Annotated in this window: 8 protein-coding genes; 2 read left to right on the top strand and 6 right to left on the bottom strand. The window is 61.0% G+C overall.

Annotated features, from left to right (window positions below):
- Positions 1 to 158 precede the first annotated feature (158 nt).
- Positions 159 to 1,310, bottom strand: coding sequence for a 4-phosphoerythronate dehydrogenase PdxB (gene pdxB / locus ACS92L_RS02090; protein WP_438766689.1), 1,152 nt, complete (start codon positions 1,308 to 1,310; stop codon positions 159 to 161).
- Positions 1,311 to 1,483: 173 nt separating this feature from the next.
- Between pdxB and ACS92L_RS02085 the strand changes: the two genes are divergently transcribed.
- The gene (locus ACS92L_RS02085; RefSeq protein ID WP_438766688.1) at positions 1,484 to 1,765 is read left to right on the top strand and encodes a hypothetical protein; all 282 of its coding nucleotides are present in this window, start codon (positions 1,484 to 1,486) and stop codon (positions 1,763 to 1,765) included.
- Here the strand turns inward: ACS92L_RS02085 and rlmKL are convergent.
- Positions 1,762 to 3,978: a bifunctional 23S rRNA (guanine(2069)-N(7))-methyltransferase RlmK/23S rRNA (guanine(2445)-N(2))-methyltransferase RlmL gene (gene rlmKL / locus ACS92L_RS02080; protein WP_438768383.1), complete on the bottom strand. Its 2,217-nt coding sequence runs from the start codon at positions 3,976 to 3,978 to the stop codon at positions 1,762 to 1,764. The two genes, ACS92L_RS02085 and rlmKL, sit on opposite strands and share 4 nt — an antisense overlap.
- Before the next feature lie 202 nt (positions 3,979 to 4,180).
- Here rlmKL and rmf point away from each other — a divergent pair, with 202 nt between their 5' ends.
- The gene (gene rmf, locus ACS92L_RS02075) at positions 4,181 to 4,390 is read left to right on the top strand and encodes a ribosome modulation factor (RefSeq protein WP_086901243.1); all 210 of its coding nucleotides are present in this window, start codon (positions 4,181 to 4,183) and stop codon (positions 4,388 to 4,390) included.
- 112 nt (positions 4,391 to 4,502) lie between these two features.
- Here the strand turns inward: rmf and ACS92L_RS02070 are convergent, their stop codons facing one another.
- From ACS92L_RS02070 to ACS92L_RS02055, 4 genes are all read right to left on the bottom strand, one after another.
- Entirely contained in the window at positions 4,503 to 5,519 is a 1,017-nt protein-coding gene (locus ACS92L_RS02070; protein ID WP_438766687.1) for a quinone-dependent dihydroorotate dehydrogenase, read from the bottom strand.
- A gap of 65 nt (positions 5,520 to 5,584) precedes the next feature.
- Positions 5,585 to 6,760 (bottom strand): hypothetical protein, encoded by a 1,176-nt coding sequence (locus tag ACS92L_RS02065; protein ID WP_438766686.1) that lies wholly within the window; start codon positions 6,758 to 6,760, stop codon positions 5,585 to 5,587.
- Between the two features lie 114 nt (positions 6,761 to 6,874).
- A complete protein-coding gene (locus ACS92L_RS02060; protein ID WP_438766684.1) occupies positions 6,875 to 7,699 on the bottom strand; it encodes an MOSC domain-containing protein in 825 nt (274 codons plus the stop codon).
- Between the two features lie 116 nt (positions 7,700 to 7,815).
- On the bottom strand, positions 7,816 to 12,660 hold the full coding sequence (locus ACS92L_RS02055) for an NAD-glutamate dehydrogenase (protein WP_438766683.1): 4,845 nt from the start codon (positions 12,658 to 12,660) through the stop codon (positions 7,816 to 7,818).
- Positions 12,661 to 12,799 lie beyond the last annotated feature (139 nt).

Below are 12,799 nucleotides of genomic sequence, written 5' to 3'. Positions count from 1 at the left end.
ACCGTAGTGATGCTACCCACGTCGGCGCCTGCCGACGCAGGACATCAAGCACTTCCATTTCTGCGCGTTTTTTCATCCCTGACCGAATCGAGCGCTGGCGTCAACGCAAAAATCTCGACCGTTTGCGGTGAGAATCGCACCACGATCTGTCAGATCAATTACTTGCGCGGTGAGCGTATGGCAAAGCCTGCATTTTCCAGCACGTCTCGCACTGCGCCGGCGCTGTGCTTGAGCTCGACTCGAAGCGTTGAGAACTCGCGACGCGACGGGTATTCGCGGCGCATCAGATCAAATCCCTTCGCCATGCCGTACTGGCGTCGATAGCGCTCGAATAATAGCGCGTCACGGCGCACGTCATAGCAGGTACGCGCACACAGCAGCAGCGCTTCCTGTGGAGGAGCGCGGCGGGAAATGGCAATGCGGCGCAGCCAGTTCTCGGGCTTGAGCTGACCCAGCCGCTTGCGTACCGGTAGACCAAAATGTCGGCTCATGGCCTGATACAGCATCTCGGTGCCCCGCAGCTTGCCATCCAGGCTGTAACCTGCCACATGCGGTGTGGCAATGGTGGCCAGGCGATACAGCGCTTCATCGATATCGGGCTCGTTTTCCCACACATCCAGCACCGCACGCAGGTCGGGGTCGCGTTCAAGCCGGACCTTGAGTGCCTGACCATCCACGCAGTCGCCACGGCCAGCGCTGATCAGGATCTGATCGGTCCGCAGCGCCTCGATATGCTGCTCGCCAAGCAGGTGATGCGTGGGGTGGTCTCCCCCGCGAATCAGCGGTGTGTGTACCGAGACCACATCAACCTGCTCGATCAGTGATTCAAGGCTGGTGAAGCCCTCACTGCCCTCCTGCTCGGCGCGCGGCGGATCACAGACCAGACAGCGGATACCCAGCGACCGAAGCCGCTCGACCAGTCGTCCACCCACGTTGCCGGCGCCCACGACGCCGACCAGCCGGTCGGTGAGTGCGACGCCGTCCTGCTCGCCGAGCAGCAGCAGTGTCGAGATCACATAGTCGCCGACAGAATCAGCGTTACAGCCCGGCGCGCTGGCAAACCCGATGCCCTGCTCCGCCAGCCAGTCCTGATCCACGTGATCGCACCCGATGGTCGCGGTGCCCACAAACTTTACGCGCGAGCCTTCCAGCAGCTCGGCGTTGACGCGCGTTACCGAACGCACCAGCAGGATATCGGCATCACGGACCTGCTCACGGCTCATCTCGCGTCCGGGCAGCCGTATCAGCTCGCCGTAATCCGCAAAAAAGGCTTCGGCCAGCGGAATATTCTCATCTGCCACAATACGCATGATTCAATCGATACCTGCACTGCCATGAATGAATAACACACCCGCCCTGAACGACCGCCGGCGTGCTCTGCTTTGTCGAAACGCCCGTGACCGTTACAATCGGCGCCCTGTCGGCGTCAACGCCAGCACTGCCTTCATCTTCCTCGTATCCAATACTACACAGGAGCGCTGCCTTGATCATCCGCTGGGAAAGCGACCATGACTACGTGCTGGTACACGTTCATCAGGACATGTTCGGCGACTGGATCTTTGTCCGCGCCTGGGGACAGACCGGCACCGCCTACGGCGGCATCCAGCACGCGCTGGCCGAAGACTATACCCAGGCCATGACCTGGGTCAGCGATGTGGACCATATCCAGCGTCTGCGCGGGTTTACCAAGGTGCTCGAAACCAGCGACGACGCCCCTGAAGCCCGGGACGCCGTGCGCCAGCTCTCCCTGCTGGACGCCCATTAATCCGTTTGATGGCGAATCTGATAGACGTGATGAATATCAGGGCGCCGCTCGAAATCCGGATCCAGCATCTGCTTTGACAGCGCCTTCACTTCAAAGCGCTCGCTGACGCTCTCATCCATTTTGAAACGGCGCAGGTTATTGGAAAACAACAGCGTGCCGCCCGGTGCCAGATGCGCCATGGCACGGTCGATCATGTGGGCATGATCACGCTGGATATCCAGCACGTTGTCCATTTTCTTGGAATTGGAAAACGTCGGCGGGTCCATGAAGATGAGATCAAACTGCGGCCCCGTTCGCTCAAGCCAGGCCATGCAGTCTTCACGCATCAGCCGGTGGCGTGACATGTCGAGCCGATTGAGTCGAAAGTTGTCTTCGGCCCAGCCCAGGTAGGTGTTGGACATGTCGATGCTCAGGCTTTCGCTTGCCCCACCCAGCGCGGCCTGAACGCTGGCCGTGGCGGTATAGCAAAAGAGATTGAGCACCCGCTTGCCGGCGGCGTTCTCGAACAGCCAGCGCCGCACGGGGCGATGATCCAGAAAAAGCCCCGTATCCAGATAGTCGCGCAGATTGACCCAGAGTTTCGCGCTGCCCTCACCTACCTGAAAGCGCTGACCGGTGCTGTCGCGGCGCTCGTACTGCGCCCGTCCCGACTGACGCTCACGGCGTTTCAAAAAGATGTAGTCCGCCGAAACGTTCAGCACTTCCGGCAGCACGCCGACCGCTTCCAGCAAACGGCGCTCGGCCTGACCGGCATCGATCGAGCGCGGCGCGGCGTACTCCTGCACGTGCACCCAGGCCCCATAGATATCGATGGCGAGTGCGTATTCGGGCATGTCCGCGTCATAAAGGCGGTAGCACTCGACGCCCGAGCGCTTGAGCCATTTCGACAGACGCTTCTGGTTTTTCCTGAGCCGGTTGGCAAACATCTGCGCCCCGGCCGAGTGGGTCACGGCGCCGGCATTGTCGCTTTCCTGTGTCGCCCGCTGTTCCTGTTCGTTCTCCTGCCTTTCCGGACGCGCCCGCTCGTGCACGTCGATCAGCAACAGCTTGGTGTCCAGACTGCCGTTTTTGAAGGCGTACTGACGATGGGCTTTCATGCCCAGTCGGTGGCCGAGCTTCGGGTCCCCGGTCAAAAGCGCCACCGACCAGCCGACAAAATGCTCGCGCAGCAGCGCACCCAGCCCCTGATAGAGACTGATCAGTGCCGGCAGCTCCCCAAGACGCTCACCGTAGGGCGGATTGGTGATCACCAGCCCGGGCGCCATTGTCGGAGGCGCTGACAACGCATCGGCATACTCAAGGTGTAAAAGCTGTTCGACCCCGGCGCGGCCGGCGTTGGCACGGGCCGCCTCGATAGCCCGTTGATTGTGGTCACGACCACACAGGGTCAACCGGCATTCGCGCCGGCCGACGCGCGCCCGATGCGCTGCCTCACCGTGAACTTCCTGCCAGAGCGTGTCGTCGTGTCCGGCCCAGCCGTGAAAGCCAAAACGCGGACGCGCCAGGTTGGGCGCCACGTCACAGGCCATCAGCGTCGCCTCGATCAGAAGCGTTCCCGAGCCGCACATCGGGTCAAAAAGGCTTTCTCCCCGAGTGGCACGTGCCGGCCAGCCGGCGCGGACCAGCAGTGCGGCGGCCAGGTTCTCCTTGAGTGGCGCGTTGGCGCCCTCCAGCCGATAGCCGCGCAGATGCAGGCTGTCGCCGGAGAGATCGATGCCCAGCACCAGCCGGCCACGATGCAGATGCGCGTAAAGACGCAGATCAGCCGCCCCCGGATCAATGGTCGGTCGCGCCAGGCCATGATCCTGAAAACGATCCACCACGCCATCCTTGACGCACTGCGCCCCGAAGCGGGTGTGGCGAATTTGGGCGCTTTCACCGTGAAAATCGACGCGCAGGCTGGCACCAGGCGCGATCAGGGTTTGCCACTCGATGCTGTGGGAGGCCGCCACCAGCGACGGGCCATCTTCCACGTCCTCGAAACGACCGGCCACAAGGATGATGCGGTTGGCCAGTCGTGACCACAGACACAGGCGGTAAAGCACATCGCGAGTGGCACTGCCGTGTACGCTTGAGACGCTGGTGCGCGCGATGTTGGCACCCAGTCCGGTCAGCTCCTCGGAGAGCAGGGTTTCCATGCTGCGCGGACAGGTGGCAAGAAAGGAGAGCTCCTCATGAGCCGTATCCGGTAAATGGTCAGTGCTGGAGGGCATCATGCGGTGTCATATTCCTGAAAAGATTAATAAGCGATTTGCTTAGATGAAAACGATTTTCGACAGCATCCGGCCGCTGCTGTAAAGGTATAGGGGTAGCTACGAAAGATCGCACGATCGCTGTCAACCTACGACCCCTGCGGTAGTGGTACGGCCATTGCCACGGGACGAAACACTATTTTGTGTGAAGCGAGGTTATCCAATGAAAAGACAGAAACGTGATCCCTTCCAGAAAGCCTATGTCAGTGGTTACAAGGCCGGTGTGACCGGACGTTCCAGAGATGACTGCCCCAGTCAGGGTATCGAAATGCGCGAGTCCTGGATGAGCGGCTGGCGTGAAGGCCGTGAAGCGCAATGGTCCGGCATGACAGGGGTCTCGGGTCTGCACGTCAATCCGATGGCGACGACCTGATCCGCCTCGGTACCATTGAGCCCATCGCATGACATGACATCCGGGTACGTCATCAGCGTGCCCGGTCTTGCATGCTCCTTCCCGCTCTTCTTCGAACTTTTGGCAACTCTGCTCAGGAAATATCCTTCAGCGCCTGGGCGCACTGTTTGACCAGTGCCGGGCCCTCAAAGATCAGACCGCTATAGAGCTGCACCAGATCGGCACCGGCCTGACGCTTTTCCACGGCCGCCTCGCCACAATCGATGCCGCCAACGCCGACAATGGTGATGTCCGCAAGCCTTTCGCGCAAGCGCCTGACGATCGTCGTGGAGGCCGTCCTCACCGGACGTCCTGACAGCCCGCCAGTCTCATCGGCGTGGGTACTGCCTGAAATGGCGTCGCGGCTGACGGTCGTGTTGGTCGCAATAACCGCCTCCACCTCACAGTCTCTCAGACACGCCGCCACCAGATCCGTCTCCGGCTCGCTCATGTCGGGCGCAATCTTGACCGCCAGCGGCACCTGCCGACCATGGCGCTGGTTAAGCGACCGGTTTTCCTGTTGCAGTGCCGACAAAAGCGCATTGAGATGCTCGCCAAACTGCAGGCTGCGAAGCCCGGGCGTGTTGGGCGAGGAGATATTGACGGTCACATAATCGGCGTGGCTGTGCACGGCCCGCAGACAGGTCAGGTAGTCGTCTACTGCCTGCTCGACCGGGGTGGTCAGATTCTTGCCGATATTGATGCCGATGACGCCGTCATAGCGGCTGCGGGCCACATTGGCCACCAGCTGATCGACACCCTGATTGTTAAAACCCATGCGGTTGATGATCGCGCCGTGCTCGGGCAGACGAAACAACCGCGGCGCGGGATTGCCGGATTGCGCCCGGGGCGTCACCGTACCGACTTCCACAAAGCCAAACCCCAGTGCGCCCAGCGCATCGAGATGCTCGGCGTTTTTGTCCAGCCCGGCGGCAAGCCCGACCCGATTGGCAAAGCGAAGCCCCATCAACGTGACCGGGTCCTCAATCGGAGAAGAGACCAGCGCACGCTGTAGATGAAGACGATGTGCCAGATCCAGCGATGACAGCGTCAGGCCATGGGCCGTTTCAGGGTCGAGACGAAACAGCAGCGCACGAGCGGCCTTGTACATGAAAGACGTGTCCTTGAAAGCGAATGGACCCGGCCCGGGAACTGCCCCGGGCCAAGCAGGAGAGATCAGTTACCGGGCTGTTCGATGCGCAGTGTGAAGTTGTTGGCACCGCCGCGTACGCCACCGAACTTCTGTCCGCGCACGCGCACGCTGTAAATGCCGGGCTCCAGGGATTCACGGATGTGGAAATCGCCCTGGAAACCGCTGCCGCTGTCGCTGGCCACGACGTTATCGTTGCTGTCGACAAGCTCTCCGGAGATGCGGTAGTTACCGCTGGAGTCCATCGTAAAGCTGTCAACGGTGACGACACCGGCAGAGACCACTTCAAACTTGAGGACTTCACCATTGGTGCGCATGGGCACGTCACGCAGGATGCGCTCGCGAATGGGCGAGGTGTTCTCGTCTGCCCCGGCTGAACGGTCCGCACGCGCCTCGCCTGAGCCTTGTGTAGACACCTGTTCGCTGTTGCGGGTGGCATTGACGTCGCCCTGGCCTGCCGTCAGGCCATCGCCCTCTTCCACCGTCTCCGACCGAGCGGCCTGCTCCAGCGCACGACCGGAAGGGCCGGGCTGCGGACGCGTCTCACCGGGGCCGGTCACTACACTGGCGCTGCGCTGCGATGCACCGGTACCGGCTGCCGTGGCATCACCCTGAACGGCGCCATCACGACCGAGCCGCGCCGGCGTGTCGGCATTGTTCCCGGCCGCCGCCGCGCTTGTACTGCCCAGCCGCTCGATGCGATTGGCATCGGCCAGCCCCTCGCCACGCACGCTGGCGTCGGCGCGCTGAACGGAGACGGTCACGGACTGGGTCTGGTCACGAGCCGGACTGCGGTTTCGACCGGTAATCACCATATGATAGGTGCCCGGCTCGAGCTGATGGCGAATCATCAACCCATTGGTCTGATCGTTGCCGCTGGCTGTGGCCAGCGTTTGACCGCTGTCATCACGCAGCTCGGCATTGACTTCATAAAGCCCCGACGTGCCGTGAAAGGCGCGCGCTTCGATGAGATAGTCACCGCCCTGGCTGACATCGAAATCGTGCGACACCGGCTTCGAGCCCAGATAGATGGACCGACTCATGGAATCCGTATCGCGCTGGATGGCACCGGAAACATCGACCCGGCTTGCGGCCTGCTCGGCACGCTCGAGCGCCGGGCTTTTGGCGGCAAGTACCTGCCCCGAGAGAGTGCCAAGCCCTACGCCCATCCCCAGTGCCAGATACAGGATTGTATTTTTCATGATATCTCTCGTTGGAATGATCCATGGATGCCGAGGCAGACAGCGCTCGTGTATCGCACACTCGGCAAAACGGCCACAGCATAACAAAGCCTGCGTATTTGGCGATGCTTTTGACTAGCCCATCCGTATCGGCATACCTGTATAAAGCAGCTGCCCATCGCCCTGCATGACCACCGCGTTTTCGCCGAAAAAGGCCCCTGTGTCCGCCACATGATCCATCGTTGTGAGCGTTTTCAAGGGCTCACCGGGCACGGCGATGTCACCACTGCACTGATTGATGGTGGTAATCCGACAGCGCTTGCAGGGTTGGCACAGCCACAGCGACAGGTTCTCGCCGGCAAGAGTGGTACTGCCATGCTCGGCAAAGGCCGGTGCCCCCTCAATAACAATGTTGGGTCGAAACCGGGACATGGGAATCGCCGCCAGCGAGCGCGCCTCAAGACGGGCATTGAGGGCTGCCAGCGACGAGGTGGACGCCACCAGCAGCGGGTAGCCATCGGCAAAGCCGGTATGCGCCACATGCTCGCCCAGACATTCCGGGCTGACGCGGCGCTGATTGTCACGAGGCACCCGCTTGAGTCTCACGGGCCGCTCGAAAAAGTCGCTCAGCCACCGGGCCGCTTCGTCCCCCTCATCAAGGCCCTGACACTCGTTACCGAAAATGCGAACCCGCGAAGGCGCCACATCCGGGGGCGTGAGCGCGAGGAAAAGATGGCGCCGGTCGGGTGCCTTAAGCACCAGATGATGCGCATCGATGGCGGGCACCAGCGTGGCCATGCGCGCACAGCTGCGCTGGGTCATGAACTCACCGTTGTCATCGGTAATGACCCAGCGTCGATCATGCATCAGCCCTTCAGCAGTCAGTACCGACCGGGACAGGTCGATACCGGCCAGTGACTTGACCGGGTAGATATGCAATGAGCTGATACACGGTGTCATGAACGCTTATCCGATGGCCTGAATGGATAAAAAGCAATGTAACATAAAAAAAACGCCGCCCCGGAGGGCGGCGTTGGATCATGCAGATACCAGAAGCCGAGCGCTGATCAGCCCGACTAGGCGTCGGAAGGCGGCCGCTCGGAAAGTTCTCCAAGGGCACGCACGGCCACCGTAAAGAGCGCATAGCCCAGTTCGTCGGTGGAGTGCACCTCTTCGAGCAGAGCACACCAGCGCTCGACCGGCGCCTTGTGCTGTTTCATCCACTGCTCGACGCAGCCGTCGACATCCTCACACGCCTCGCTGCGCAACACGCTTGCCGTCAGCGTCAACTGCTGGCGATCAAGGTCGTCACGAAGGGCTTCGCGTGCGATCGTCTGCCAGCTGTCGTTCACCTCGAGACGATTGACCTGCTCCAGCATCCAGGGCAGCGAGAGCTTCTCCCCGATGAGGTAATAGGTGTCGGCCACACGCTCCAGCGATATCCCGGTCAGCCGTGCCGTGTCGATAATGCCAAGTCCGGCATACAGGCTTTCGGTTGCGGCCACGCGTTCGGCCAGTGCTTCCGCCACACCGGATTCGATATAGCGGTCCCGCAGTGCCAGACACTGACGCTGCGCCTCACCGCGAAGCCGCTCACCGATATTGTCACGCAGACGCTCAAGATCCGGGGCGTACTGCTCGACCACGGTATCGGCATTGCTCTGCATGTGGTAGCGCAGGAAGTAGCGCGTGGCGCGACGCAACAGACGAACCAGCGAGAGCATCATGTCGTACTGGATATCGGTATCGACCTGCGCATCCAGCGCCTCGATCTGCTGCCACAGTGACGCCAGTCCAAAACTGTCGCGCGCCATGACGTAGGCCCTGACCACCTCGCCGGCACTGGTGCCGGTAATGTCCATCAGCCGTCTGACGAACGGAATGCCCATGTGGTCGATGACGTCACCGGCAATCTTGGTCGCCACGATCTGATGACGCAGGCGGTGATTGGTAATTTCTTCGCCATACCGCTCGACCAGCGACGCCGGGAAGGCACGCTCGGCGTGATTGACGATGCCCGGTTCGCTGGGCACATCAGAGGCCACCAGCAGGCCCTTGAGATCGATCTTGGCATGCGAGATCAGTGAGGACAGCTCCGGGTGCGTCAGGCCTTCGCCGCGCTCGGCGCGCGCGGCAAGCGTCGCGTCATCGGGCAGGGCTTCCAGCTCCCGATCAAGCTGACCGGTGCCTTCCAGATCACGAATGAAGCGCCGGTAGGGGCCCAGGTTTTCCGCGGACAGCAGTCGTGACAGGGACAGCGCCTGGGTTTGGCGGTAATTGTCATCTACCACCAGATCCGCCACTTCATCGGTCATCTGCGCCAGCAGTTCGTTGCGCTGCTTGCCGGTCATGTCGCCACGCGCGACCACTTCATCCAGCAGGATCTTGATGTTGACCTCGTGATCCGAGCAGTTCACGCCCCCCGCGTTATCGATAAAGTCGGTATTAAGACGCACGCCCTGCTGGGCCGCTTCACGACGACCGAGCTGGGTGACCCCCAGATTGCCGCCCTCACCGACCACGCGACAGCCTAGCTCGCTGCCGTTGACGCGCAGCGTATCGTTGGCCTTGTCGCCGACATCGGCGTGGCTCTCTTCGCTCGATTTGACGTAAGTGCCGATCCCCCCGTTCCAGAGCAGATCCACGTTTGATTTCAACAGCGCATGAATCAGCTCGGCCGGCGATAGCCGCGACGCGGTAAGGCCAAAGCGTGACTTCATGGCCTCGGTGATCTCAATGGACTTGGCGTCCCGTGAGAACACCCCGCCGCCCTCGCTGATCAGGGAGGTGTCGTAGTCCTCCCAGCTTGAGGTGGCCAGTTCGAATAGACGCTTGCGCTCCTTGAAGGAGGCCGCACAGTCAGGCTCGGGGTCGATAAAGATATGGCGATGGTTGAAGGCCGCCACCAGCTGGATCGTTTCCGACAGCAGCATGCCGTTGCCGAACACGTCGCCGGCCATATCGCCGACCCCGATCACGGTAAAGGGATCCTTCTGAGTGTTGACGCCCAGCTCACGGAAGTGGCGCTTGACCGCTTCCCAAGCACCGCGGGCCGTAATCGCCATGGCCTTGTGGTCGTAGCCGTTTTTGCCACCGGAGGCGAAGGCATCTCCCAGCCAGAAGTTGTATTCCCGCGCCAGGGCGTTGGCGATATCGGAGAAGGTGGCCGTGCCCTTGTCGGCAGCCACGACCAGATAGGGGTCATCCTCGTCATGGCGTACGACATGCTCGGGCGGCACCACCTGCTTGTCGATCAGGTTATCGGTGATATCAAGCATGCCGCGAATCAGGGTCTGATAGCAGGCAATGGCTTCCTTCTGGATCGCCTCGCGACTGCCGCCTGCCGGGGCCTGCTTGCAGATAAAGCCGCCCTTGGCACCGCTGGGCACGATAACCGAGTTCTTGACGTGCTGCGCCTTGACCAGTCCGAGGATTTCGGTACGAAAGTCCTCGAAGCGGTCCGACCAGCGCATGCCGCCACGGGCGATGTTGCTGGTGCGCAGATGCACCCCTTCCATGCGAGGCGAGTAGACAAAAATTTCATACAGCGGACGCGGGCGCGGCACATCGTTGATCTGACGCGGCGCCAGCTTGAAGGAGATATAGGGTTTGGGCTCGCCATCCTCTCCCGGCTGGAAATAGTTGGTACGCAGTGTGGCGCCGATCAGCTCCATATAAAGGCGGATCAAACGGTCATCGTTGAGGCTTGTGACCTCTTCCAGATAGGCCTCGATACGCTCACGGACCGTTTTGAGCCCGTCTTCGCTACGCGCAATCTGCGGATCAAACCGGTTGCGAAACAACGTCACCAGTTCACGGGTAATCCCGGCATGCTGGGTCAGGGCCGCGGCGATATAGTCCTGCGATAGACCAAAACGAATCTGTTTGAGATAGCGCGCGTAGGCGCGCAGCATCGCCACCTCGCGCCAGTCGAGCCCGACGGCAATGATCAGGCGGTTGAAGCTGTCGCTTTCGGCAGCGCCCGACCAGATGCGCGTAAAGGCATCGATGAAGGTGTGGCGCATGCCGTGAAGATCCACCTGCTCGTGGCCCGAGGATTCCAGATTGAAATCATGAATCCAGACCACGTTGTCGGCACGCTCGATCTCGTAGGGGCGCTCGCTGATCACACGCAGCCCCATGTGCTCAAGCATCGGCAGCACATCGGAAAGCGGCACCGGCTGGTCGCGATGGAACAACTTGAGATTGACGTCGCTTTCATGCTCGAGCTGGCGATACAGGCTCAGCCCGATGGCGGTCTCGTTATCGAGCCCTTCCATGTGGCCGATGTCGTAGATGGCGGTGCGCGGCGTGAAGTCTTCCCGGTAGCTGCTGGGGAAGGCGTCACGATAGCGCTCCATCAGACGATTGGCAGGCTCCTCACCGTAGCCTTCCACCAGCGCTTCGTGCAGATCGTCACGCCAGCCCCGCGCGATGGCGATGACCTTTTTCTCCAGCGCGCGATTGTCATACGCCACCGGCTTGTCGCCGTTAAAGCGTAAAATCAGCTGAATGCGGGCCAGCACCGACTCGGAGAGATACGTATTGAAATCGCCAAAGCTGGCATCGAGCTCTTCACACAGCATGTTCTGAATGCGCAGGCGCAGATCGGTCGAGAACACGTCACGCGGGACATATACCAGACAGGAGTAGAAGCGCCCGGAGCGGTCCTCGCGAATGAACAGCCGCACGCGACGGCGTTCGCGAATGCTTAGAATGCCCATGGCCGTGCGGCAAAGGTCTTCCGTGCCCATCTGGAACAGCTCATCACGGGGATAGACTTCCAGAATCTGCTGAAGCTGCTTGCCATTGTGCCCGGTCGGGTCAATGTTGGAATCGCTGAGCACGGCATCGATCTTGCGACGCAGTACGGGAATATTGACCGGGCGCTCGTTGTAGACCGACAGCGTATAAAGCCCGAGAAAGTGGCGCTCGCCGATGACGTCACCCTGCTCGTTGTGACGCTCAACGATGATGTAATCCGGATAGCTCGGCCGATGAATGCGTGACGGCCAGGCGCTCTTGGCAAAGGAGATCAGCTCGGGGATCAGGACATACTCCCCCTGCTCTGCCTCATTGTCGCTGAACTGCTGGGGCTCCTCGCAGTAGCGCGGGCTGTCCAGCGTCAGCACTCCCAGTTCGCTGCCGCTGGTGCGTACCAGCCTGGCGTGCCCGTCCTGGCTTTGAAGCTCGTAATCCTCAAAGCCCAGAAAGGTAAAGTGGTCATCCAGCAGCCATGCCAGAAAGTCGCGTGCCTCGTCGATATCACGCTTTTCAACAACCCGGGGCGGATGCGTGTCCATCTCCTTGAGTGCGGCACGCGCCTGGTCGCGCATGGCGTCAAAATCGGAGACGGCAGCCCGCACATCGGTCAGCACATCCTGAATGTTGTCCCTGAGCTCATTGAGCATGGCCGTATCGGAGTGACGATCGATCTCGATGTAGATGACCGATTCCCGCGCGGCAGGGGCATCCGCGGCGCGAGGCGGCGTAAAGCGCACCAGACGCTGCTCCTCGTCGCGCTCGCTGGCGATGACCGTGTTCAGAATGGCATGAACGGTGAAACCGCAGCGATTGAGCTCGATGCGCACCGAATCCACCAGAAAGGACATGTCCGGGCTGACGACTTCCACTACCGTATGGGTCGACTGCCAGCCATGCTCTTCGTATTCAGGGTTGAAAACGCGCACCTTTGGACGTCCGTTCTGCTCTCGCTGCTGCAGAAAAAACCAGGTCGAAAGCGTGGCGCCATAGAGGTCCTCGAAATGACGCTCTCGCAGGTCCTCGTGGCTGGCACCGGCATAATAGTGGCGTGCAAAGGCGCTGATGTTGCGCGCCTGCTCGGGCGCCAGACGCTCGTCAAGCAGCGTCTCGAGCGCTTTGAAAAAGTCTTCCTTGTTGTCCGGCACTGTACTCTGCATCGATTCTCCTCGCGTACCGCAAATGCCTACGCATCCTGATGGGATGACCACGGTGACATCCTAGTTCAGCAAACGCTTTATCCCTACTGTATACCCATTTTTATCATGGCCCATGAGCAAGCGGCATGGGCACGCCCCG

It is taken from the genome of Kushneria halocnemicola, assembly GCF_965650455.1.
Lineage (GTDB): Bacteria > Pseudomonadota > Gammaproteobacteria > Pseudomonadales > Halomonadaceae > Kushneria.
Note: the sequence above shows the minus strand (reverse complement) of the source record. Positions and strands in the feature narration are given on the sequence as shown.

What these genes read in the sequence shown, in the direction of transcription:
- pdxB (WP_438766689.1), bottom strand. Translation starts at nt 1,310, where the DNA reads ATGCGTATTGTGGCAGATGAGAATATTCCGCTGGCCGAAGCCTTTTTT.
- rlmKL (WP_438768383.1), bottom strand. Translation starts at nt 3,978, where the DNA reads ATGCCCTCCAGCACTGACCATTTACCGGATACGGCTCATGAGGAGCTC.
- rmf (WP_086901243.1), top strand. Translation starts at nt 4,181, where the DNA reads ATGAAAAGACAGAAACGTGATCCCTTCCAGAAAGCCTATGTCAGTGGT.
- ACS92L_RS02070 (WP_438766687.1), bottom strand. Translation starts at nt 5,519, where the DNA reads ATGTACAAGGCCGCTCGTGCGCTGCTGTTTCGTCTCGACCCTGAAACG.
- ACS92L_RS02065 (WP_438766686.1), bottom strand. Translation starts at nt 6,760, where the DNA reads ATGAAAAATACAATCCTGTATCTGGCACTGGGGATGGGCGTAGGGCTT.
- ACS92L_RS02060 (WP_438766684.1), bottom strand. Translation starts at nt 7,699, where the DNA reads ATGACACCGTGTATCAGCTCATTGCATATCTACCCGGTCAAGTCACTG.
- ACS92L_RS02055 (WP_438766683.1), bottom strand. Translation starts at nt 12,660, where the DNA reads ATGCAGAGTACAGTGCCGGACAACAAGGAAGACTTTTTCAAAGCGCTC.